The organism is Ruegeria sp. CRTD044 (assembly GCF_059613485.1).
The window spans coordinates 523,402-546,770 of the sequence record NZ_JBXWSP010000016.1; the positions used below are offsets into that span (position 1 = coordinate 523,402).

A 23,369-nucleotide genomic window follows, 5' to 3' on the forward strand; every position below is an offset into this window, starting at 1 on the left:
GGGAATTGAGATTTCTCAAAACGGCATTTCCGCTTTGGCTGCACCCCGCGTTGCCGCATACCCTGCAGGGCAGGATCGGATCAGGAGCCTTCGGAGATGCCAGAACAGGGCAAACGCGGCGGGCGGCGGGCCAGGCTGGCGCAACGGGCGGCCAAACCGGCCTTTGACCCCTGCCCGCCCGGCCAGATCGGCGGGCAGTACAAACCCCTGACCTTGCCCGAGATCGCGGCGATCCACGACACCGCACTGCGCCTGCTGGAAACGCTGGGCATGGGCGAGGTGCCCGACCGCCTGGCACAAGACCTGATCGCCGCAGGTGCGCGGCCAGGCCCGCCGGGACGGCTGGTCTTTCCACGAGCGATGGTCGAAGGCGCGGTCCGGCGGGCCGCCAAGCGGTTTACCCTGCACGGGCGCGACCCGGCCCGGTCAATCGAAGTGGGCGGCGACCGCGTGCATTTCGGCACCGGCGGAGCAGCGGTCCAGACGCTGGACCTGGACAGCGGGCTCTATCGCCCGTCGACCCTGGCCGATCTGCATGATTTCACCCGCCTTCAGGACACGCTGGCCAATGTCAGCTGGTTCACCCGATGCTGCGTCGCCACCGACGTGCCGGACAATTTCGATCTGGACGTGAATACCGCCTATGCGCTGATCCGGAATACCACCAAACCGGTGGCGACCTCGTTCACGCTGGCCGAACATGTCGCGCCCATCGTGCGGATGCTGGATATCGCCGCCGGAGGCCGGGGGGCCTTTTCGGAACGCCCGTTCCTGAAAGCGCATATCAGCCCGGTGATCTCGCCCTTGCGGTACGGCGAAGATGCGGTGGACGTGGTCTATGAATGCATCGCGCACAACATCCCCATGTCCTGCATCACAGCAGCCCAGGCCGGGGCGACCGCGCCCGCCACCATGGCCGGGTTTCTGACCCAGTCTCTGGCCGAAACCCTGGCCAGCCTGGTCATGGTCAACGCGATCCGGCCGGGCTTTCCCATGGTGTTTTCCAACTGGCCCTTCATCATCGATCTGCGCACCGGCGCGTTTTCGGGCGGCAGTGGCGAAACCGCCGTGCTGAACGCGGCCTCGGCCCAGATCACCAACTGGCTGGGGCTGCCCTCGGGCGTGGCCTGTTCGATGACCGATGCCAAGGCCATCGACGCGCAATACGGCGCCGAAAAAGGCATCACCTCGCTGGCCGCCGCGCTGGCCGGGGGCAACCTGATCTACGAAAGCTCGGGCATGACGGCTTCGCTGCTGGGGGTCAGCTTCGAGGGGTTCGTGCTGGATGACGAGATGCACTCGCACACCTATCGCGCCCTGCGCGGGATCGAGGTGACCGAAGAAAACCTGGGTTTTGACGCGATCTGCCAGTCGGTTCTGGGCGAGGGCCATTTTCTGGGCAGCGCCCACACCCATGCGGCGATGGAGCGTGACTATTTCTACCCCGCCCTTGCCGACCGGGCCGAGCCGCGCAGCTGGCAGGACAGCGGCGCCCGCGATGCCTGGTCCACCGCCCGCGACCGCGCGCGTGAAATCCTGCGCACGCATCACCCGCAATACCTCAGCCCCGAACAGGAGGTCGAGATCCGCGCCATTTTCCGGATTCTGTCCTGATCCGACGTTGCTGTGTCGCGGACTGGGTGTTTTTGACGCGGGCTTGGCGCTAGGCTCGGGCAAATGACGACACAGGGGGCCTCATGGCAAATGCGTTCTTTCAACCCGTCTCGGCGATGGAGCTGGCGCGCTTTGCCGGTGTCCCCACCTTCATGCGTCTGCCGGCCCTGACCGCGGACGACGACCGGATGGATCTGGTCGAGCTTGGGCTGGTCGGCATCCCCTGGGACGGGGGCACCACCAACCGGCCCGGCGCGCGGCACGGGCCGCGGCAGTTGCGCGACCAGTCCACCATGATCCGCGCCATGAACCCGGTGACCGGGGTTGCCCCGTTCGAACTGGTCAACTGTGCCGACCTGGGTGACGTGCCGCCCAACCCGGTGGATATCGAGGATACGCTGGATCGCGTCACCCGCTTCTACACCGACCTGATGCTGCGCGGCATAGTGCCCCTGACGGCGGGCGGCGATCACCTGACCACCCTGCCCGTCCTGCGGGCGCTGGCCAGCGACGGCCCGCTTGGGTTGATCCAGTTCGACAGCCATACCGACCTCTTCGACAGCTATTTCGGCGGGTACAAATATACTCATGGCACCCCGTTCCGCCGCGCGGTCGAGGAGGGGCTGGTCGATCCCGAACGGTTCGTGCAGGTGGGCATTCGCGGCACGGCCTACAACACCGAGGATATCGAATGGGGCGAGGCGCAGGGCATCCGCATCATCCGCATCGAAGAGCTGTTCGACCGCGGCATCGACGATGTCATGGCCGAGGTCCGCTCCATCGTCGGCGACGCGCCCTGCTATTGTACCTATGACATCGATTTCGTGGACCCCACCCATGCCCCCGGCACCGGCACGCCCGAGATCGGCGGCCCCAACAGCTTTCAGGCCCAGCAGGTCATTCGCAAGCTCGCAGGATTGAACCTTGTCGGCGCGGATCTGGTCGAGGTCTCGCCGCCCTTCGACCCATCGGGCGGCACCGCATGGCTGGGCATTTCGCTGATGTTCGAACTGCTGTGCGTGCTGGCCCAGGCGATCGACGCACGGCGCTAGGCCCGGGCGACGTTCTCGGCGATCATCGAGATCATCTCGAACATCACCGCAGCCGCCGTCAGCGCGGTGATGTTGTTGGGGCTATCCTTGGTCGGCATCATGCAGACCACATCGCCGCCGACGATGTTCAGCCCCCGCGCGGCATGCAGGATGCCCACGGCCTCGTCGACGTCAAAACCCTTTTCGCCGGGTTCCAGGTTCGACACGCCCGGCGCGATGGTCGGATCAAGGCAGTCGAGATCGAAGGTGATGTAGACCGGCCGGTCGCCCAGAACCTCGCGTGTTTGGGCCACCACATCGGCCAAGCCACGCTGGCGGAACTCGCGCATGGTGACGATGTTGTAGCCATAGTCATATGAAGGCTGCAGCCAGTCCAGGCTGCGCGGATGCCCCCGCAACCCGATCTGCATCGATCGAGTCGGGTCCACCTGCCCCTGATCGGCCAGGTAGGCCCCCCAATGCGCGGCCGACTTTTTGGCCCCCAGAAAATGATCGACCTTGGTGAACACATCCGTGTGCGCGTCCAGATGCAGAAAGCTGACCGGTTGCCCGCCCGCCAGTTCGCCTCGGCCCAACGCCTGCACGATCCCGCCCGTGATCGAATGATCGCCACCGATCGACACGGGCCGCGCACCGGCTGCGTCGATGTCACGGTAGAAGGCAGTGATACGCTCGATGCAGTCTTCGTTGTCATTGGCGCGCGGAAACGGCACGTCGCCCACATCGGCGATGCGCGCGCTCGACCACGGGTCGATCTGGAACAGCGAATGCACCCGGCGCTGCACGGCCGAGACATGACGCAGCGCACGCGGGCCCAGATGCTGGTCGCGCTCGGTGGTGCCGTTGCCGGCGGAATGCGGCACGCCCACAAGGGCGATATCCTGGTCCTGTGGCCCCACATGGGGGCACCGGAACAGGGTGGGCACGCCCCACCAGTACAGGTTGTCCATCATGGATTGTTCGTAGCGGTCCGCCATCGTGTCTCCCCGCCTTGAAATGAAACCGCCCCCACGGGTGACCCGGGGGGCGGCTGTCGCGTCAGATCTTTTCGTCTTCGCGACGGAAGGCGCCCTGAACGATGCGGTCCATGACCATGGCCAGGAACAGGATCGCAAAACCGCCCAGCAGGCCCGGGCCCTTGGCCGCGTATTGCAGCGCCTCAAGGATTTCCTTGCCCAGCCCCCCGCCGCCGATCAGCGAGATGATCACGACCATCGACAGGCACATCAGGATGGTCTGGTTCACGCCGGTCATGATCGACGGCAGCGCCAGCGGGATTTCCACGTCCTTCAGCAACTGCCATTTCGAGGCGCCAAAGGCGACGGCGGCCTCTTTGATGCTTTCCGGCACCCCGCGCATGCCCAGCGCCGTCAGGCGGATCACCGGCGGCATGCCGAAGATGATTGTAGCCAGGATGCCCGGCGGGTTGCCGGTGCCGAAGAAGGCGATGATCGGGATCAGGTAGACAAAGGCCGGCAGGGTCTGCATCAGGTCCAGCACAGGCTCGGCCGCGCGATAGGCGCGTTTGGATTTGCCGAACCAGATGCCCAGCGGAATGCCGAAGGTGACGCACAGCAGCACGGCCGCACCCACCAGTGCCACCGTCTCCATCGCAACGTCCCAATAGCCCAGCAGCGCGATATAGGCCAGCGACGCGGCGGTGAAGATCGCCACGCGTGGACCCGCCGCGCGCCACGCGGTCACGCAGATCACCAGCATGACCACGGGCCAGGGCGACCCGATCAGGGCCACGGTCAGCCCGTCCAGAACCGAGCGTACACCGGCAACGATCCCGTCGAAAATGTCTCCGCCCGCGGCGGCGGCGGCGTCGATCCGGGCCTCCATCCAGCTGGCCACGACCGAGAACAGTGTTCCCTGATCAGGCCCCAGGATCATCTCGGATACCTGTTTTTCGGGGAAGGCATCCAGCAGTGGAAGCGAGGCATTCACCGTGAATTTGTAAACGATCAGCGGTCCGATCGCAGCGATCAGAACTGCCCCCAGAACCGTGTTCCGAGTCGAGCGGCCGCTTTCGGTGTTGTCGGGGTTGATCCGCCAGTTCGAGTACTGCTTTTCGTACACCCGGTCAGCGTAGAACCCCTGAACCAGTTTGAAAACCAACAGCATCAGAAGCCCGGTGACCATGATCCCAAGGGCTTCGGACTGTGCCAGCTGCGCTTTCTCAAGGCTGCTGTCCGCCGCTTTCTGGATATTCGCGGCCAGTTTATTGAACCGGTCTATGTCTGCCTTCTCGGTTGCATCCGCCGCGCGGGCCAGCAGCTCGTTTGCGCGTTCCTGCTGACGAGCCGCGCGTTCGGCCAGATCGGCCCCCGGGTTGCCCCAGGCTCCCCGCCCGATCTGCACCCAGGCGATGATCTCAAGGATCAGGAAGGTCCAGAACATCCCCCAGATCGCCCGCGAGGCGGACCAGAACGGCCCCAGAACCGCCGCCCACAGGTTGAATGTGTTCGGGATCGGACTGGTTGCATCGTGGATCTTGTGAAAGGCGTTGACGTAATAATCACCATTGGGGCCTGCGAATTCGTGGATCGACCGATCCAGCGCCTCGCGGTCCACCTCGATGTCGGAGGCGGCCGTGACTTTCAATTCCGTGGTTGCATCAGTCATTTTTGCCCCCCTGAATTCCGCGCAACAGGCGTGGTTTGGTCACGACACCCACATCCTGACCGCCATCGGTGATCACCACCGGAAGCTCGGTGTTCACGGCCAGATCGATCAGCTGGTCGAGGTCTGCGCCCTCATCGGCGCGCGGCGCGCCATCCATCGTACCGGAGTAGCTGTCCAACGGCTCCATGATCGAATGCGCCTTGACCAGTTTCAGCTTGGATATGCCCTGCACGAACTCGCGCACATAGTCGTCGGCCGGGTTCATCACGATGTCCTCGGGCGTGCCGATCTGGACGATCACACCGTCCTTCATGATGGCGATGCGGTGGCCGATGCGAATGGCCTCGTCCAGGTCATGGGTGATGAACAGCGTGGTCTTTTTCAGCTGCGCAACCAGAGCCTTGAACTGATCCTGCAACTGCAGCCGGATCAGCGGGTCCAGCGCCGAGAATGGTTCGTCCATCAACAGGATTTCCGGGTCCGAAGCCAGCGCGCGCGCAATGCCCACGCGCTGCTGCATCCCGCCCGACAGTTCCTTGGGCAGCCGATCCTCGTAACCGGTCAGGTCCACCAGGCCCAGCGCATGATCGGAGACCGCCCAGCGCTTGGATTTCGAGACTTTGCGGATCTCAAGCGGATAGGCCACGTTGTCGCGCACCGAGCGGTGCGGCATCAGCGCCATGTGCTGGAACACCATCCCGATCTGCTGGGCGCGAATGCGACGCAATTCGGACTCGGAGATCTTGGACACGTCCTGCCCCATGATCTCGATCTTTCCGGCCGTGGGCTCGATCAGGCGATTGACATGGCGCACAAGGGTCGACTTGCCTGAACCCGACAGGCCCATGATGCAAAAAATCTCGCCACGCGGCACCTCGAACGTGGCGCCTTGAACGCCGACCACGCAATTGAATCTTTCAAGAACTTCAGGTTTTCCAATACCTTCATTCCGGACCGCAGCCATGGCTTCTTCGGCCCGTGCGCCGAAAATTTTCCAGACATTTTCTAGTTTTACGACAGGTTCGTCCATTTGCCCCTCATCTACGGGGTTGCATCCCGGCAAACAGGCAAAGGGCCGCCGCGATCAGTCGCGACGGCCCCATGCGTTTGTGATTTAGTTCGTCAGCCAGCCGATAACGGTGTCTTCGTTTTCAGCCACCCACTGGCGGGCGAAATCGGCTGCTTCGATGTTGTCCACGGCCAGCGCCTTGCCCATCGCGCTCAGATCATCACCCTGCATCTGGTAGTTGCGGAACAGGGCCGCGACCTCGGGGTGATTTTCCTCAAGCTCTTTGGCGTAGTGCAGGTGCAGAGTTGCCCCGTTCCACGCGGTCGAGGCCTCGGATTTGTCCAGCCAGTCCGGGTCATCGGTGGGCTGAACGATCGTCCAGGTGGCCGGATCATGCGGCGGCTCTTCCAGCACGGTCAGTTCCTGAGTTACGAAGATGTAGTGCGGGCTGTAGCAGAACCCGATCCACGGATCGCCGGCCTTGGTCGCGTTTGCCAAATTGGCGTAGGCGATGGTTTCTTCGTACTCGGTCAGCTCGAAGATCTGGTCATAGCCATAGGACTTGGCGCGGATCTTCTCGACCACGGTCGACGCCCAGCCGGGTGCGCCGATCCAAACCTCGGGGGTACCGTTTCCGTCAGTATCGAAGATGGCCATCTTGTCCGGATCGCTCAGGTCGTCGATGGATTTGATGTCATATTCCTCGGCAATGTAGGTCGGAACGCACATACCCTGCTCGGCCTGAACCGGGTTCTCGTTCATCACGACTGTGCCGTTCTGTTTGACATAGGTGTCGTGCAGGTTCTGCTGGTTCGGCATCCAGACTTCCGGGTGGACGTGCATCGCGCCGGAATCCATCGCTTCGAACACGATGGGGTTGGTCCCGTTCTGCAATTCGACATCAAGGCCCAGGTTTTCTTCGATAACGACTTCAAGAATGTGCGCGGTGGCGTTCACCGACGCCCAGTTCGGGACACCGATCACGATATCGGCAGCAAAAACCGGGGCAGCGACCGTCATCGATGCGCCCCCCAGTAACGTAGCAAGTTTGTTCATGTTGCGTCTCTCCATGTTGGTCGTCTTCGGCGCTGATTCTCGTTGATCGAAAGCGATCAGGCGGACGGGCCTGATAGTCGAGATCGGGTCAGCGTCTCGGGTGTATTGAGCGCGTTTCGCATGTGAACACGCCCCGCACTGAAAAAAGTGAAACACCTGCCGTTTGACCCATCAAGCGCAACTTCGAACCGGGGTCACGGTTACGAAATTCTCGCAGAATGGTTTCGATAAATTCCGAATAGCGGTCCCACGCGTCGTGGTGAAACCCGTGAGACCGTGCGTTGGATTGGTACGCCTGCTGCATGAAATCTGGCTGCCATGCAGTTTGGCTCAGTGGGGTTTGGGCCTCAAACCAGCGCCTGCGGCAAGATAAACGGAACGTCAGTTGCCGGCAGCGTGCTGACCGGCAGATCGATACCATAGACCTGCCGCATCACCTCGTCGGTCATGACATCCGAAACCGCGCCGGTGCGCCAGACCTCTCCGTTCGACAGAACGCAGACCTTGTCAGCGAACAACGCGGTCAGATTCAGGTCATGCATCACGACCACGACGCCGCCGCCCTGATCGGCGAATTCGCGCGCGATGCGCAGAACCGTGAACTGATGCGCGATGTCCAGGCTGGCGACGGGCTCGTCCAGTAACAGCCAGCGCGGCCGGTCGCGCCGCACCGAGCTCCAGACCTGGGTCAGAACGCGCGCAAGCTGCACGCGTTGCTGCTCGCCGCCGGACAGGTTCTGGTACGAGCGCGGCTCGAACCCCGCAAGATCGACATGCGCCAGCGCGCGCGACGGCAGGGCGTCGTCGCCGTCGGCCAGGCCGCCGGGCAGGCCCAGCCGTACGACTTCCAGCGCGGTGAAGGGAAAGGCGACCGCCGAGGATTGCGGAAGAACGCCCCGCATCGCCGCCAGTTCCCAGGGCTGCAGGGCCGCGATGTCCTGGCCGTTCAAGGTGATCCGGCCGGTGTACGGGATGTCGCCCGACAGCGCCCTGAGCAGCGTGGATTTGCCCGAGCCGTTGGGCCCGATGATTGCAGTGACCTGTCCGGGTTCAGCCAGGAAATCCACATCACGCAGGATCTGCTTGCGCCCGATGCGGACGCTGACATTTTCAGCTTTCATCATTCACATTCCCATCGATCCGTGGCGGCGCAGCAGGATCCAGAAGAACACCGGCGCGCCCAGAATGGCCGTGACGATGCCGATCGGCAGCTCGGCCGGGGCCACGATCACCCGGCTGATCATGTCGGCGGCCAGCAGCAGGGCGGCGCCCAGCAAGGCCGCGTTGACCAGCAGCCGGTGGTGATCGGGGCCGGTGCCCAGCCGCAGCAGATGCGGCACGACGATGCCGATGAACCCGATCCCGCCCGACACGGCCACGGCCGCGCCGGTGGCGGCGGCCACCGTCAGGATCGCGATGTTCTTGCTGCGTTGCACCGGAATGCCGATGTGATGCGCCACCGCTTCGCCCATGGCCAGACCGTTCAGGGCGCGGGCCAGACGCTGCGCGCACAGGATCGACGCCAGGATCAAGGGCGCGGCGGTGGCGACCTTGGTCCAGGTCGCGCCGGCCAGCGACCCCATGCCCCAGAAGGTCAGATCGCGCAGCTGCTGATCGTCGGCGATATACACCATGACCCCCGACACCGCGCCCGACAGGGCCGCCAGGGCGATTCCGGCCAGCAGCATCGTGGCCACCGAGGTCTGCCCCTGGCGCGTCGAAACGCGATAGAGGATCAGGACCGACGCCCAGCCGCCCAGAAAGGCGGCAACCGCGACCAGGCCACTGCCGACCCAGGCCAGAACGGCGGCGGGCAGAAGGTTGCCGAAGACGATGGCGGTGATCGCGCCCAGCCCCGCCCCCGCGCTGACGCCGACGATTCCCGGATCCGCCAGCGGGTTGCGGAACAGCCCCTGCATCACCACGCCCGACACCGCCAGCGCCGCGCCGACCAGGATGCCCATCACCAGCCGCGGCAGGCGGATGTCCCACAGCACGATCCGGTTCAGATCCGACAGGCCCCGGCCATGCAGCAGATCTGACACGGCCATCTTCAGCGAGGCCTCGGACGCGCCGACCGAGATGCTGGCCACGCTGGTCACGGCCAGAAGGCCGACCAGGGCCAGGGTCACCCATGCAGCCCGCGACCTGCGGGCCGCGGCGGTCGGGGGCGCGCCGTTGTCCAGTGCCAGCGTCATGAGCCCCGGACGCCCCGCAATGCGGCCGACAGATCCATGACCGCGTCGGCGGTGCGCGGGCCGAAGCCCAGCAGATAGGCGCCGGGCATCCGGATCAGCGCCCGGTTCCGCCCCGCCGGAGTCAGCCGGACCGCGGGCAGCGCGAACAGCTCTTCCTCCGAGAGGATCGGCTCGCCCTGGCGCTCCATCATCAGGATCACGTCCGGCGCGGTGGCGGCCATGGCTTCCGGCGTCATCGTCTTGAAACCCGTCACATCCGCGGCCGCGTTCTTGCCACCGGCCATCCGGATGATGGTGTCGGCCTGGGTCTCGGCCCCGCCGACGACAAACTCGCCGCCCCGAGCGGAAAGCAGGAACAGCACGTTCACCGGCGCGTCCCGCGCGGCGGAAGCCTCGGCCAGCGCCCAGTCCAGCCGGCGCGCGGTTTCGGCCGCCAGAGCATCGGCCTGGGCCTCGACCCCCAGCGCGACACCCACGGCGCGGATCTTGTCGATGACGCCATCGCGCGAGAATTCGTCGGCAATGGTGACGTAATCCACGCCGGCCTCTTGCAGCACCGCGATGGTCTCGGGCGGGCCCGACCCCTCGAGCGCCAGGATCAGGTCGGGCGCAACCGACAGCACGCCCTCGGGCGACAGGGCCCGGCGATACCCGACATCGGGCAGATCCGCCGCCTCGGGCGGATAGGTCGAACTGCGGTCACGGCCAACCAGCCGGTGCTGCTGGCCCAGAGCATGGACGATCTCGGTCAGCGAGCTGCCGATGGCGATCACGCGTTTGCTCTCGGCCTGCGCGGCCGCCGCCGAAATCAGCAAAGCCGCGCAGAGTGTCACAAGGCCCCGCATCATGCCGCTCCGGTATCGGCCGGGCCGGGCAGCGCGGCCACCAGCGCATCCCAGGCGGGGCGATGATCGGCCTCGCCGGTGCGGCGCCCGAAGATCTGCAGGATCAGGGCGCCATCCGCGTCGAAGGCCTCGACCGAGATCGCCGGGCCGCGCTGGGTCGGCTTGTCGACGGCCCAGACCTCGGCGATGTGATCGCTGCGCAGATGCAGGTTGAAGCCCGGATCCAGCACGTTGAACCACGGCCCCATCTGCGGAAGATTCCGCACCGGCCCGCCGTGGATCTCGATGCAGCCGCGGTTGCCGACGAAGATCATCACCTCGATCTGCTGATCCCTCACCTGTTCGAACAGGCCGGTGACCGCCGCGGGATCAACCGCGCGGGCCAGCGGTTCGCCCGCGATGCGATAGGCGCCCAGCCGGTTCATCTTGAGCTTCGAGGTCAGGCGCAGGAACTGGTGCGTGTCCGTCATCTGTGCCCATTCGCGGCGCAGCGCGTCGGCCTTGTCGGCATTGACCTTGGGCGCTTCGGCCGCTTTACGCGGCGCGACCGTCATCGTCTGGCCTTGATCCTCGGCGGCCAGTGTTCGAACCAAGCTGTCCCAGTGGCCCAGATCCGAGCCATCCCGCAGGATGATCTTGTGAACCGCGTCCCCGGCCGCATCGAACACCTGGATCGAGCGGCGCAGACCGGCCTCGGTTTCCCGCTCGACGGCAAAGACATGGCGCCATTGCGCGGGGAACATGCGCAGGTCGATCTCTTCGGTCAGCACCATCGCGGCATGCTGGCCGCTGTGGTAATTGTCGTATCGCCCGATCTTTTCGATCACGCAGGACGGGTTGCGCGTCAGCGCCATGACCTCGCCCAAGCCGGCCAACTGGCCGAACAGCCCGTCAAGGCCGGGGGTCAGCCGCGTCACGCCCTGTCCGGCAAAGGCCGCGACCAGCTGGCCCTCGCTCAACCCCAGCGCTTCCGCGAAATCGCGGTCTCGCTGGCCTGTCTTCTGCGCATAGGCAGCACGAATATCCTGAGGAGCCATAAGCACCTGTTCCATAGCGGGTTTCCCGTCTTCTTCGTGGTTCCAAGGGGGTGCTGGCCCGGGCGCTGATCGCAAACAGCGTCCTGCTGGCAATGCCGAAATTAAAGGCACGAAACTATGTTGACTGTTTTAGTCACCTTTATTAACGAACACAAGTCGTCGCGAAAAGGCGATTCCAAAAAAACAGCAAAAAAACTGACCAGCGCCAGCGAACTGCAAGCATCTCCGGTCCTCACACTTGTTTCGAAGGGACAGAAATGCGTGCGCGTACTCATATTGCAGGCCTGCTTGGGACTGCCTCTTGCCTTGGTTTGATGGCGTCCATGGTTTGGGCGCAGGAACAGGATGACGGGTTCCTCGGGACCCTGGAACTGGGCGAAAGCAAACGCGAGATCCAGACCGGCACCGCGGTTCCGGTCACGAATATCGACCAGGAAGAGATTGATGACCGTCAGGCCAACACGGTGGCCGAGCTGATCGATTCGGTTCCCGGCGTCACCCTGGTGAACGGCTCGACCCCGCAAGGATCGGGCATCAATATCCGCGGATACGGAGCCAACGGCACCTTCGGCACCGACCAGAAGGTTCTGATCCTGGTCGACGGCGCCACCACCGGCGCGGAAGAACTGTACCGGATCGGCAACCAGCTGTTCACCGATCCGCAGCTGTACAAAAGCGTCTCGGTCATCCGCGGCACGGTCGGGTCCTTCGAATACGGCTCGGGCGTCGTCGGTGGCGTGGTTCAGCTGGAAACCAAGGACGCGTCCGACTTTACCGGCGGCGAGCCGGGGTTCCGCTTCCGCCAGACACTCGAGGGGTATTCCAACGGCAGCGGCTTTGCCTCGTCGTCGATCCTTGCGTGGCAACCCAACCGGCAGACCGAATTCCTGTTCAACTACACCTATCGCGACCAAAGCAATCAGAAGGACGGGAACGGCGACACGATCGGCAACAGCGCCTTTACCCTGCCTTCGCTGCTGGCCAAGGGGAAATACAGCTTTGGCGACAACCTTGAACACTCGATCACCGCGTCCTGGAATCAGTCCACATCGGAAGAGCGGGACGTGCCCTATGATTCCTTCGGCACGACGGCGGACGCCTTCGGCAACGTGGACCGCGACATCGAAACCCGGATCGCCGTTCTGCGCTATCAGTACCGGCCGGCCGGCAACGATCTGGTCGATCTGGACGTCAATCTCAGCTATTCCGAGCAGTCCATCGACAGCAGCTATGTACCCGGTTCGTCCAGCCTGGAGGGAACGCCCTTCTTCCCCGGCATCAGGGCGCTGGCCGATGCCACGCACAATTACGAAACCACCAAGCTGACGATCAAGAACAGCGCGTATTTCCAGACCGGGGCGGCGTCGCATGATCTGCGGTTCGGGGTGGAATTCATCGAGCGCGAGCGGCTGGATGCCCCATCGGCACCGGGCGGCACCGACCGTCGCGTCGCGCTGTTTGCAGTTGACGACATCCAGTTCGGCGACCAACTGACCGTCACGCCCGCGCTGCGGTACGAAACGCAGGACATCAAGGGCAACGGCGACGCGGCCGCGCCCTTCAACGGCAGCTATGACAACGACGCGCTGATGGGCGGCCTGTCGGCCCGTTATGAATTCGCCAGCGGCTTCGCGGTATTCGCGGGCGGGGCCTATACCGAAAGCCTGCCGATCATCGACGATCTGGGCACACCGCTCTACATGACCCAGCCCGAGAAATCCCGCACCTGGGAGGCCGGCATTTCCTATGACAGCGGCGACATCTTCGCCGCCGGCGACGTTCTGCGCGCCAAGGTCAATGTCTACAGCACCGATCTGTGGGACATCACCTCGTACGTGTCGGGCACTCCGTCCCAGCCCCTGTCCAAGGTCGAAACCGAGGGCGTCGAGATTGAAGCCTCCTATGCCCATGCCACGGGCTTCTACGTCGATTTCAACGCCAACATCGTCAGCGCCACCGAGTTCAGCGCGGCGGGCATCGGATCGCCGTGGCGCAACGAGCCCACGGATTCGGCGCGGATCACCCTGGGCAAGCGGTTTGGCGAAACCCTGGATGTCAGCTGGGAGATCTTCGGCGCCAAGGCGGGACTCGATACCTCGGGCGATCCAGTAGCCGGATACGGGGTGAACACCCTGCGCGCGACCTATCTGCCGCAAGAGGGCGCGCTGGCAGGCTTCGAACTGCGCGCCGGGATCGAGAACATCTTTGACAAGGCCTATCAGCCGAACCTGTCGACCCGCAATTCGCCGGGCCGGAATTTCAAGCTGACCGTGGCCAAGACCTTCTGAACCCCTCAGGGAAAGGACCCGTCATGACAAAAGCTGTGCAAAATCTTGTTCGGGCGGTCCTGCTGGCCCTGCCCCCCATCGCGGGGGCGGGGTTGACCAGTGCCGAAGACACGCAGGGCGCGGGCGGCGTCACGATCGAGCTCAGCTCGGCCGTGAATCAGGATCATGGCTGCCTGCTGAGCTTCGTGGTCGAAAACGCCCACCCCGCCGATATCGGCGGCGCCGTCTATGAAACGGTGCTGTTCGGCGCGCAAGGCGAAGTGGCCCTGCTGACGCTGCTGGATTTCCAGGACCTGCCCGCCGGGCGGCCCCGCGTGCGCCAGTTCAAATTCGCCGGCCTGGCCTGCAATCGGATCAGCCGGATCCTGATCAACGGAGTGCAAGACTGCGCCTATCCCGGTGATCTGGCCGATGCCTGCCTGTCCGGTCTGACGCTGCGCAGCCGCCTTGAGACCGAATTGATTGGATGATCCGATGGATGCGTTTCTGCAAAGACTGACCGCAATTCTGGACCTGGGCGGCCCGGTCGTGGCGGTGTTGATCGCGACCTCGGTCGCGACCATGGCGCTGATCCTCTACAAGCTGTGGCAATACAGGGCCGCCGGGGTCGGGCGGCATGTCGAGCTGTCGCTGGCCATCGAAGCCTGGGACTGCAACGACCGGGCAACCGCGCGCGCGCATCTGGACCGAAGCCGCAGCTATCTGGCGCCGGTGGTCGCCATGGCGCTGGACGGGCACGGCCCGGAACTGATGGACCGCGCCGATGCCGAGGCCGAGGCGCGCTTTGCCGGGCTGGAACGCGGGCTGAACGTGCTGGACATGGTCTCGCAGCTTGCGCCGCTGCTGGGGCTGTTCGGCACCGTGCTGGGCATGATCGAGGCCTTCCGCACCCTTCAGGAGGCCGGCAACGCGGTGGATCCGGCGCTGCTGGCCGGCGGCATCTGGGTTGCGTTGATGACAACCGCCGCGGGGCTGGCCGTGGCCATGCCCACCTCGCTGGTCCTGACCTGGTTCGAGGCGCGCATGACCCGCGAACGGGTCTTTGCCAACCGCGCCCTGCGCACGGTGTTTGCCCCCGGCCACGCCGCCGCGCCACGCCCGGCCACCCCGCCGTTCGAGGCGCTGGCCCATGGCGCTTGAAACCCGCAAAAAGCGGCGCCGGCGTCTGTCCATGACATCGCTGATCGATGTCATCTTTCTGCTGCTGCTGTTCTTCATGCTCACCTCGACCTTCTCGAAATACGCCGAGATCGAGCTGACCACCGCCGCGGCGGGCGGGTCGCAGGCCCAGCGATCTATCCGCTTCATCAAGCTGGAACACGACCGCATCCTGATCGACGGCACCGAAGTCGGGCCCGACGCGGTTGCCGCACGGTTCGACGGCCGAACCGACCAGCTGGCCTTGATCAGCCTCGGCGCCGGGGCGACCTCGCAGCAGTTGATCGACTTGCTGACCGCCCTTGAACCCGTATCCCGCCTCAGCACGCAGGTCATCGGATGATCCGGCTGACCCCCAAAACGAAACCCGGCCGCGAACCGACGATCGCCCTGATCAACGTGGTCTTTCTGATGCTGGTCTTCTTCATGATCGCGGGCACGCTGGCGCCGCCCCTGGGCCAGTCGGTGCAACTGGTGCGGACGGCGGATCTTGAAGGGCGCGAGCCCCCGGATGCGCTGGTCATCCGCGCCGACGGCGTGCTGGAATATCGCGGGGCCGAGCTGACGGATGTGGCAGCCTATGTCGAGCGCGCCTCGATCGACCTGCCATTGGATGCCGTGCGGCTGGTGCCCGACCGGGCCTTGCCGGCGGTGCGGTTGAAACAGGTCAGCGACGCCCTGCGGGTCCTGGGCGCCAACCGGGTCTTCGTTGTGACCGAGCGGGGCCTGCCATGATCCCGCAATCCCGCATCATGGCCGCCGTGCTGGTCGTGCTAGCCGCCGCGACCCACGCCGCCGCCCTGTTCGAATTCGACACGGACGAGGCGGTTTTCGTCGAAGGCGGTGGCGCGGTTGCCCCTGCGGCGCTGGGGTCCTCGTTCCGGGACTATGCGGCCGGAACCGTGGCCACACCCCCCGCCACCACCCGTCACTCACCCGTTGCCCCGACACAGACCGCGCCAGAGGCCCCGGCGGACCGTGCGCGCGCGCAGCCGGCCACCAGGTTTCAGGCGCAGGCCCCGGCCCAGCGGCAGAGCGCCCATACGCCGACCCTGCAAAAACCTGAGCCGCAGCAGGCGCGGCCTCCCAAACCACACACCCCGACCGGCAATGCCGCGGTCAGCCGTAAAAAGGGCAGCGCCACCGGCAAGGCGGCGACCGGGGCGGCCTCGGCGAAACGGACGAACCGCGCCGCGCAGGAGCAGGGCAATGCCGAGGCCAGCACGTATTCTGGTTTGGTCAAGCGCAAGATTCTGCGAGCCCGGCGCAAAAGCGTGAAAATCCAAGGCTCGGTTCTGGTGGCCTTTCGCATCGCCGACAACGGCGCGCTGGCTTCGGTCAGCGTTGCCCGCAGCTCGGGCTCGTCCCGGCTGGATCAGGTCGCACTGGCACAGGTCCGGGCTGCCGCGCCCTTCCCGCCGCCGCCGGCCTCGGCCCGCCGCGCCTATTCGATGGAAATCGTCAGCAAATAGAAACTCAAACCATGCTAATCCGACTACCTGGTGTCCAGCGGCTTCAGCAGATCGAACACCTGTTGCCGCATCCATTTTGCCATCGGATTTGCATCCGATCGTCTGTGCCAGATAGCGATGATGTTGACGGGTTCGATTTCGAACGGCGGGGCAAGAACCTTCAGGCCGAACTCCGGCGCAAACTTCCTGGCCAGTTGAGAAGGCACCAAGGCCACAAGATCGCTTGCACTGACCACTCGGCACACCCCTGAAAACACCGGAAGCGTCATCGCGACGTGCCTTTTCCGACCAACTTTCGCCAGAGCCGCATCACCCATCGCCGCCAGTTTGCCCTCGGGTGAAAACAGCACATGCGACAAGGCGCAGAACGTTTCCATCGGAAGCTCGGTGCCGTCTTCGATCTGTGCAAGGAACGGATTGTCAACGCGACCGACGACCATGAAGGACGAACGGAACAGCACCTCTCGGCTGATCCAATCCGGAGAATCTGTATCCGGGATCAACGCCAGATCAGCATGGTAACGCTCAAGGCTCTCGACATAGTTCTCGGGAACAAGGTCCACCAATTGCGCGACCATTTTCGGAGCCTTGCGATTCAGAACGCCCCCAAGGCCGGGCATCAGCAGCTCGGCGAAAAAGTCGCTGGCCGCGATCTTGAAAGTTTCGGATGCCTGCCTGGGGTCAAAGTCATCATTGCGGCTCAGCAGACTTTCCAGTCGATTGAGTTCCTCACGCAGCCCGTCCTTGATCGAAACCGCAAAATCCGTTGGGACAAGCTGATTTCCCCGCCGCACAAACAGATCGTCACCCAAGGCGTGCCGCAGGCGGTTCAACGCATTCGACACTGCGGATTGCGAGACCCCAAGTCTTTCCCCTGCCTTGGTGGTGGACCCCGCCGCCAGAATCGCGTCAAGAACACGGAGCAGGTTCAGATCAAGCGTTGCGAAATTCATGTCGGTAATACCGCGTATTATGAACTTTCGTTAGATTGATACCGTTTTTTGCGCCTACAAGTAAGGTACCGAAAGCGCTTTCGTTTCATGTCGGATCAAAGGACAGAAGCGATGCATGATCATCTGGTTGATGACGCCACGCTCGAATGGCAGGGCGTTCATTACAAAACAATTCTGGACTCCGCCGAAGCCGGTGGTGCCATGTCGATTGTAGACAGCCTTTCGCCGGTCGGAAGCGGTCCGCCACGGCACATCCATCACGCCGAGGACGAAGTCTTCGTGATTTTGACCGGTGTCTGCAAAGTCTGGGTCGAAGGTATCGAAACACGTGTCGGCCCGGGCGAAAGCATCTTCATAGCCCGCGGAAAAGAACACACGTTCAAGGTCATCGGTGATGAGCCCAGCCGTCACCTTGTCATTCTCACACCGGGAGGTTTCGAGGGCTTCTTCCACGCCATGGCAACGGCCCAGTACAAAATTCCGGAAGACATGCCTGACATCGAGGCCGTAGCCGCCAAGTACAACCTGTCATTTACTGGCCCACCATTGGATTGAACGTCATGACCCAGCACATCGTCTACCATATTCCCGTGTGTCCCTTTTCACAGCGGCTTGAAATTCTGCTGGCGTTGCGGGGGATGCGGGACCGGGTAGAGTTCCGCGTCGTGGACATCACCAAACCCCGCGATCCAGAACTGCTGAAGAAAACGCGCGGAACGACCGCTCTGCCGGTTCTCGAGACTCCGGATGGGCAGATCATCAAGGAGAGCCTCGTGATCCTGCGCTATCTCGATGAAATGCTCGAAGGGCCAACGCTGCGGCGCACCGACCCGGCCGAGCATGCGGTCGAGTCGATGCTGATTGCCAAAGAAGGCGCCTTCACCATGACCGGCTACGTCTATGTGATGAACCAGGACCCCGCGCAGAAAGACGCCCACAACGAAAAACTGCTCGCGCTATATCGTGACCTCAATGACTTTCTCCTGACCCACAACCCGAACGGTGTTTTTCTGTTCGATCAGTTCGGGTTGGCCGAGGCGGTATTCACACCGATGTTCCAACGCTTCTGGTTTCTGGAATATTACGAGGACTTCGAACTCCCGCAAAACGGCGAGTACGACAGGGTCCGAGACTGGAAAGCCGCCTGCATGGCCCATGAGGCCACGGGGCAGGTGACACAAGAAGAAATCGTGAAACTCTACTACGACTATGCCTTGGGTGCCGGAAACGGAGCGTTGGTGGGCGGCCGCAAAGTGTCGAGCTTTGCGTTCGAGCCACATTGGAAGTCGAGGCCAATGCCACCGCGGGACAAATACGCCGGGACGGCATCGGACAAAGAACTTGGGCTGGTAGTCCCGGCATCTGATTGAAGCCAGAAGGCACCCGGGTCGATTGGCCCCCCTCCGCGGAGGACCGACGCCCACAACACGCATTCGGATATGGCCCGGTGGCGCACAGCCGGTCCTACGTCACGAGTACCGGCTGATGAAACCGAACCAATCCGAGGCTTCTGGGTGCGAAACTGTTGAACCTACAGCCGTCAGACGAACATGTTGACGTAGTTCTCCAACCGCTCCTGCCTTCCGGATCGAGGCTCGGGATTGATACCTTCGGCCAACACCCGGGCCGCGATTTCATCCAGCGATGAGGCAAGCATGGATTGCGCCTCCGGGCTGTCCCATCCGGAATATCTGTCGGTCAACGCGGCATCAAGCCCGCCATCCTCGATCATCGCGGCCGCGGCCTTCAATCCGCGGGCACAGACGTCCATGCCGCCCACATGCGCCGCGACAAGATCCTCGGGGTCGATCGACTGGCGGCGGATCTTGGCGTCGAAATTCGTGCCCCCGGTCGAAAACCCTCCGGCCTTGAGGATGTAGTAGTAGGCCAACGCGACTTCGGGCACGTTGTTGGGAAACTGGTCCGTGTCCCATCCAGATTGATAATCGTTCCGGTTCATGTCGATCGAACCCAGCATACCCTCGGCCGCCGCCACTGCGATCTCATGTTCAAAGCTGTGGCCCGCCAGAATCGCGTGGCCCTGTTCCAGGTTCAGCTTCACTTCGTCTTCCAGCCCGTATTTCCTGAGAAACCCGATGCAGGTTGCGGCGTCATAGTCGTATTGGTGCTTGGAGGGTTCCTGTGGCTTCGGCTCGACCAGAATGGTGCCCTTGAACCCGATCTTGTGCTTGTAGTCGACCACCATGTTCAGGAACCGTCCCATATGGTCCAGTTCCAGCCTCAGATCGGTGTTCAGCAACGTCTCGTAGCCTTCGCGCCCCCCCCACAAAACGTAGTTCTCGCCACCCAGCTTGTGGGTCGCGTCCATACAGGATTTCACGGTTGCTGCGGCAAAGGCAAAGACCTCCGGATCAGGGTTCGTACTGGCACCCCCCATCCAGCGGCGATGGCTGAACATATTGGCGGTACCCCAAAGCAACTTGGTTCCCGACGCCTGCATCTTTTCACCGATATAGTCGGTGATTTCCTCGAGCGTGCGCAGGTTTTCGGCAAAGCTGCCCTGCTCGGGTCGAATATCCGCGTCGTGCCAGCAGAAATAGGGCTGACCCAGTATTTCAAACATCTCAAAGGCGACATCGGCCTTCATCCGGGCGCGCGCCATGTCGTCTTGCGGGTGCCACGGGCGTACAAGGGTCGGACCACCGAACGGATCTCCGCCCTCCCATGCGAAAGAGTGCCACCAGGCGACGGCAAAGCGCAGATGGTCCTCCATGCGCTTGCCCAACACCATTTCGTCCGGGTCATAATGACGGAACGCCAGCGGGTTCCGACTGTCTACGCCTTCGTACCGGACCTTTTCGATACCCTCGAAGAAACCGCTTGTCATACCTGCCCCCTATTCCGAGTTTTGCCCGGGCTGCTTGCCCAGAATGATCATCGACAGCAGATCGTCGTCGGTCACGTCCGCGATATCGACCGTGCCGACCAGCTTGCCGTTCTTCATGACCGAGGCCCGATCACACAAATCCATGACCGCATGGACGTCGTGGTCGATCAGGAAAATTCCGATCCCCTGCGCCTTGAGCTGGTGAATCAGATCGGCCACCATTTGCGTTTCGTGCGGGCCCAAGGCGGCCGTCGGTTCGTCCATGATCAGGATGCGGGCGTTGAAATAGACTGCACGCGCGATGGCCACCGACTGTCGCTGGCCTCCGGACAGAGCCGAAACCGGATCGTTGAACTTCTGAAAATTGGGGTTCAGCTGCGCCATGATCTTACGGCATTCGGCCTCCATCGCCGCGTCGTTGACCAGACCGAAAGGCGTAGTCATTTCGCGTCCCAGGAACAGGTTCGAGGTGGCGTCCAGATTGTCAGCCAAGGCCAAGGTCTGGTAGATCGTCTCGATATTGTTGGCCCGCGCGTCGCGCGGGTTGTTGATCTCGACCGGTTTGCCATCGATCAGGATCTGCCCGTGGTCCATCTGATAGGCTCCGGACAGGACCTTGATCAGCGTCGATTTGCCAGCCCCGTTGTGCCCCAGCAGTCCCACCACCTCGCCGGGATACAGGTCGACCGAGACTTGGTCGACGGCCTTGATCCCTCCGAACGAGATCGAAATGTCTCGCATCTCGACCAGAGGTGGTTGCCCGGATCCGCGACCGGATGCCGGCGGCGTTTTCTGAGTTTCCTGCGCTTGCGTCATTTTCCACCCAATCGCTTGCGATAGACGATGTCGATATAGACGGCCAGAACCAGCACACTGCCGACGACGATGTTCTGGAACGGCGCATCCACGCCGACCATGGCCATGCCCGACTGCAGCGCCTGCATGATCAACGCACCAAGAATCGCGCCATAGATGGTGCCGATCCCGCCGGACAGAGCGGTTCCGCCAATGACCGCTGCCGCGATCACCCGCAGTTCGTCCAGTGTTCCGATGTCGTTGGAATGGTTCGCCAGCCGCGCCGAGGCGACCACCGCCGAAACCGCGCAAAGGAAGCCCATCAGCGCAAAGATCTTGACGGTCAGCAGGCGGGTATTGATACCCGACAGTTCGGCTGCGTCCGGGTTGCCGCCGGTCGCGAAGATATAGCGTCCGAACCGGGTCTTGCGGGCCACGACCGTCAGGGTCACGGCGACGATGATCAGGATCAGGACCGAGATCGGGATGCCGTACCCGACGATCAGTCCCTCGGGCATCGTCTCGCCACGGGCTTCGAACATACGCTGCAACCGGCGGGTCGGAATGGCATAGCTGTTCAGGATGTACACATATCCCAGGATGCTCGCCGCAATGATACCGGCGAGCGTTGCCTCGGCCCAGACGGGTTTGACCGGGAAGCCATGCGCCGCCTTGGCCCGGCGACTGCCCCACAGCGCCCAGATCGCAATGGCCGCCGCAAACAACCCGAACAGCCAGCTTGCCGTTGTTCCCAAGGTTCCGTTCGTTCCCCCGAACATCAGGAAATTGCTGTCCAGCGGCCCGATTGTCTGCCCGCTGGTCAGATACCAGGCGACGTTGCGCCAGACCAGAAAGCCTCCCAAAGTCACGATGAACGCCGGAATCGTCAGGTAACCGACCATCCAGCCGTGAAACGCTCCGATCAGCGTTCCGATGGCAAGACCGACCAGGATGGTGATGATCCAGGTGGCGGGATGGTCCAGACCCATCCCCAACACGCGCGGCAACAACTCGGTCTGCGTCATGGCCATCACCGCCGAGGTAGTCGCCAGCAACGCGCCAACGGACAGGTCGATGTGCCGGGTTACGATGATGAACACCATACCACAGGCCATGATCGCCACCGAAACCGATTGGATCGACAGGTTGAACAGGTTGCGGGGCGTCAGGAACCGTCCGTCAGTGACGATATTGAACCCGATGCACAGGATCACGAATGCGCCGATCATACCCAAAAGCCGCATGTCCAGTTCCAGCTGTTGGAACAGGCTTGGCTTGGTTTTCTGAGGTATCGGCTGAGACGAAGTTTCGATCATTTCCGATCTTTCAAGTTCAGCAAGGGTCCCCGGCCCGCCCATGCAGGCCGAGGACTTTGGAGTTTAGTTGCAGGGTGCTGGGCCGTTCTCGACGCCTTGGCACAGATCTTCCAGCGCGATCCAACCGGCATCCACAACAACCGACAGATTGTCTTTGGTAATCGGAACCGGAGCCAGGAAGACGGAATTCATCGTCGTTCCACCCGGCGAGGTCCAGCTGACCACTCCGTCGATTTCCGACGGATCGGTGCCACTGCTGAGTGCGACGGCAATCTCGCCGGCTGCCTTGCCCAGTTCGCGGGCGTCCTTCCAGACGGAAACGGTCTGCGTACCCAAGGCCACGCGGTTCAGCGCGGCGTGATCGCCATCCTGACCCGACACTGGGATACCTTCCATGCCCTGCGCGGTCAGCGCCGCGACAACACCACCTGCGGTCCCGTCATTCGAGGCGACAACCGCATCGACCTTGTTTTCATTGGCGGTCAGGATCTGTTCCATGTTCCGCTGCGCATTGGCGGGCAACCAACCATCGGTATAGGCTTCACCAACGATCACGATGTCACCGCTGTCCAGCGCCGCCTGAAGGATTTCCTGCTGGCCACCGCGCAGGAAGTCCGCGTTCGGATCCGTAGGCGAACCCTTGATCATTACGTAATTGCCCTTGGGCATCGCCTCGTACACGGCGCGCGCCTGCATGCGCCCCACTTCGACATTGTCGAAGGTCAGGTAGAACGCGCGATCGTCCTCGATCAGGCGGTCGTAGGCGATGACGGGAATGCCCTCATCCGCGGCGGCCTGTACGGCCGGACCGATGGCCTGCGCGTCCTGCGCCAGAATGATCAGGGCGTCCACACCCTGTGCGATCAGGCTTTCGATGTCGGACAGCTGCTTGGCCGAGGACGACTGGGCGTCCGCCGAGATATATTCGGCCCCACCGGCCTCAAGCGCAGACTTGATTGCCGCTTCGTCCGTTTTCCAGCGCTCTTCCTGAAAGTTGGACCAGCTTACGCCGACGACCGGCTCGGCAAAGACAGCCGAGCCAACCATGGCAACAGCAGCTGAAAAAATGAGAATTCGTTTCATGATTTCCTCCCGTTGAT

Annotated in this window: 23 protein-coding genes; 10 read left to right on the forward strand and 13 right to left on the reverse strand. The window is 63.1% G+C overall.

What is annotated here, in order from left to right; genetic code table 11:
* Nucleotides 1–96: 96 nt before the first annotated feature.
* Nucleotides 97–1,614, forward strand: a complete 1,518-nt coding sequence (locus tag AC2FNL_RS14955; RefSeq protein ID WP_496834128.1) for a trimethylamine methyltransferase family protein — start codon at nucleotides 97–99, stop codon at nucleotides 1,612–1,614.
* 83 nt (nucleotides 1,615–1,697) lie between these two features.
* Complete coding sequence (locus AC2FNL_RS14960) at nucleotides 1,698–2,666, forward strand: agmatinase (RefSeq protein WP_496834129.1); 969 nt, start codon at nucleotides 1,698–1,700, stop codon at nucleotides 2,664–2,666.
* On the opposite strand, the gene AC2FNL_RS14965 is transcribed toward AC2FNL_RS14960, so the two are convergent.
* The 8 genes from AC2FNL_RS14965 to AC2FNL_RS15000 form a co-directional block, all read right to left on the reverse strand.
* Complete coding sequence (locus tag AC2FNL_RS14965; protein WP_496834130.1) at nucleotides 2,663–3,643, reverse strand: arginase family protein; 981 nt, start codon at nucleotides 3,641–3,643, stop codon at nucleotides 2,663–2,665. The genes AC2FNL_RS14960 and AC2FNL_RS14965 overlap by 4 nt on opposite strands.
* A gap of 61 nt (nucleotides 3,644–3,704) precedes the next feature.
* Nucleotides 3,705–5,294: an ABC transporter permease gene (locus AC2FNL_RS14970; RefSeq protein ID WP_093964482.1), complete on the reverse strand. Its 1,590-nt coding sequence runs from the start codon at nucleotides 5,292–5,294 to the stop codon at nucleotides 3,705–3,707.
* A complete protein-coding gene (locus tag AC2FNL_RS14975) occupies nucleotides 5,287–6,324 on the reverse strand; it encodes a quaternary amine ABC transporter ATP-binding protein (RefSeq protein ID WP_093964481.1) in 1,038 nt (345 codons plus the stop codon). Before AC2FNL_RS14975 ends, AC2FNL_RS14970 begins: the two co-directional genes overlap by 8 nt.
* A gap of 84 nt (nucleotides 6,325–6,408) precedes the next feature.
* Nucleotides 6,409–7,359 (reverse strand): ABC transporter substrate-binding protein, encoded by a 951-nt coding sequence (locus tag AC2FNL_RS14980; RefSeq protein ID WP_496834131.1) that lies wholly within the window; start codon nucleotides 7,357–7,359, stop codon nucleotides 6,409–6,411.
* A 347-nt stretch (nucleotides 7,360–7,706) separates the two neighbouring features.
* A complete protein-coding gene (locus tag AC2FNL_RS14985; protein WP_496834132.1) occupies nucleotides 7,707–8,483 on the reverse strand; it encodes a heme ABC transporter ATP-binding protein in 777 nt (258 codons plus the stop codon).
* Nucleotides 8,484–9,557: a FecCD family ABC transporter permease gene (locus AC2FNL_RS14990; RefSeq protein WP_496834133.1), complete on the reverse strand. Its 1,074-nt coding sequence runs from the start codon at nucleotides 9,555–9,557 to the stop codon at nucleotides 8,484–8,486.
* On the reverse strand, nucleotides 9,554–10,405 hold the full coding sequence (locus tag AC2FNL_RS14995; RefSeq protein ID WP_496834134.1) for a heme/hemin ABC transporter substrate-binding protein: 852 nt from the start codon (nucleotides 10,403–10,405) through the stop codon (nucleotides 9,554–9,556). Before AC2FNL_RS14995 ends, AC2FNL_RS14990 begins: the two co-directional genes overlap by 4 nt.
* On the reverse strand, nucleotides 10,402–11,454 hold the full coding sequence (locus AC2FNL_RS15000) for a hemin-degrading factor (RefSeq protein ID WP_496834135.1): 1,053 nt from the start codon (nucleotides 11,452–11,454) through the stop codon (nucleotides 10,402–10,404). The genes AC2FNL_RS14995 and AC2FNL_RS15000 overlap by 4 nt, the downstream gene beginning before the upstream one ends.
* Nucleotides 11,455–11,753: 299 nt before the next feature.
* On the opposite strand from AC2FNL_RS15000, the gene AC2FNL_RS15005 reads away from it, so the two are divergent.
* The 6 genes from AC2FNL_RS15005 to AC2FNL_RS15030 are packed head-to-tail and all read left to right on the forward strand — an operon-like array spanning nucleotide 11,754 to nucleotide 16,357.
* The gene (locus tag AC2FNL_RS15005; RefSeq protein ID WP_496834136.1) at nucleotides 11,754–13,727 is read left to right on the forward strand and encodes a TonB-dependent receptor domain-containing protein; all 1,974 of its coding nucleotides are present in this window, start codon (nucleotides 11,754–11,756) and stop codon (nucleotides 13,725–13,727) included.
* Nucleotides 13,728–13,750: 23 nt separating this feature from the next.
* Nucleotides 13,751–14,197: a hypothetical protein gene (locus AC2FNL_RS15010; protein WP_496834137.1), complete on the forward strand. Its 447-nt coding sequence runs from the start codon at nucleotides 13,751–13,753 to the stop codon at nucleotides 14,195–14,197.
* 4 nt (nucleotides 14,198–14,201) lie between these two features.
* Nucleotides 14,202–14,867, forward strand: a complete 666-nt coding sequence (locus tag AC2FNL_RS15015; RefSeq protein WP_496834138.1) for a MotA/TolQ/ExbB proton channel family protein — start codon at nucleotides 14,202–14,204, stop codon at nucleotides 14,865–14,867.
* A complete protein-coding gene (locus tag AC2FNL_RS15020) occupies nucleotides 14,857–15,228 on the forward strand; it encodes a biopolymer transporter ExbD (RefSeq protein ID WP_496834139.1) in 372 nt (123 codons plus the stop codon). The genes AC2FNL_RS15015 and AC2FNL_RS15020 overlap by 11 nt, the downstream gene beginning before the upstream one ends.
* Nucleotides 15,225–15,620, forward strand: a complete 396-nt coding sequence (locus AC2FNL_RS15025; protein WP_176432503.1) for an ExbD/TolR family protein — start codon at nucleotides 15,225–15,227, stop codon at nucleotides 15,618–15,620. Before AC2FNL_RS15020 ends, AC2FNL_RS15025 begins: the two co-directional genes overlap by 4 nt.
* Complete coding sequence (locus AC2FNL_RS15030) at nucleotides 15,617–16,357, forward strand: energy transducer TonB (protein WP_496834140.1); 741 nt, start codon at nucleotides 15,617–15,619, stop codon at nucleotides 16,355–16,357. The genes AC2FNL_RS15025 and AC2FNL_RS15030 overlap by 4 nt, the downstream gene beginning before the upstream one ends.
* Nucleotides 16,358–16,380: 23 nt before the next feature.
* On the opposite strand, the gene AC2FNL_RS15035 is transcribed toward AC2FNL_RS15030, so the two are convergent.
* Nucleotides 16,381–17,310: a LysR family transcriptional regulator gene (locus AC2FNL_RS15035; protein ID WP_496834141.1), complete on the reverse strand. Its 930-nt coding sequence runs from the start codon at nucleotides 17,308–17,310 to the stop codon at nucleotides 16,381–16,383.
* Nucleotides 17,311–17,421: 111 nt separating this feature from the next.
* On the opposite strand from AC2FNL_RS15035, the gene AC2FNL_RS15040 reads away from it, so the two are divergent.
* Complete coding sequence (locus AC2FNL_RS15040; RefSeq protein WP_496834142.1) at nucleotides 17,422–17,865, forward strand: cupin domain-containing protein; 444 nt, start codon at nucleotides 17,422–17,424, stop codon at nucleotides 17,863–17,865.
* A gap of 5 nt (nucleotides 17,866–17,870) precedes the next feature.
* Nucleotides 17,871–18,680 carry a glutathione S-transferase family protein gene (locus AC2FNL_RS15045; RefSeq protein ID WP_496834143.1) on the forward strand — a complete coding sequence of 270 codons (810 nt, stop codon included), beginning with the start codon at nucleotides 17,871–17,873 and terminating at the stop codon, nucleotides 18,678–18,680.
* Between the two features lie 170 nt (nucleotides 18,681–18,850).
* Here the strand turns inward: AC2FNL_RS15045 and xylA are convergent, their stop codons facing one another.
* The 4 genes from xylA to xylF all read right to left on the reverse strand — a co-directional run bounded on the left by xylA (nucleotide 18,851) and on the right by xylF (nucleotide 23,352).
* Nucleotides 18,851–20,158 (reverse strand): xylose isomerase, encoded by a 1,308-nt coding sequence (gene xylA, locus AC2FNL_RS15050; RefSeq protein ID WP_496834144.1) that lies wholly within the window; start codon nucleotides 20,156–20,158, stop codon nucleotides 18,851–18,853.
* Between the two features lie 9 nt (nucleotides 20,159–20,167).
* On the reverse strand, nucleotides 20,168–20,899 hold the full coding sequence (locus AC2FNL_RS15055; protein WP_093965003.1) for an ATP-binding cassette domain-containing protein: 732 nt from the start codon (nucleotides 20,897–20,899) through the stop codon (nucleotides 20,168–20,170).
* A gap of 71 nt (nucleotides 20,900–20,970) precedes the next feature.
* Nucleotides 20,971–22,269, reverse strand: a complete 1,299-nt coding sequence (locus AC2FNL_RS15060; RefSeq protein ID WP_496834145.1) for a sugar ABC transporter permease — start codon at nucleotides 22,267–22,269, stop codon at nucleotides 20,971–20,973.
* Nucleotides 22,270–22,332: 63 nt separating this feature from the next.
* Nucleotides 22,333–23,352, reverse strand: a complete 1,020-nt coding sequence (gene xylF, locus AC2FNL_RS15065; RefSeq protein ID WP_496834146.1) for a D-xylose ABC transporter substrate-binding protein — start codon at nucleotides 23,350–23,352, stop codon at nucleotides 22,333–22,335.
* Nucleotides 23,353–23,369 lie beyond the last annotated feature (17 nt).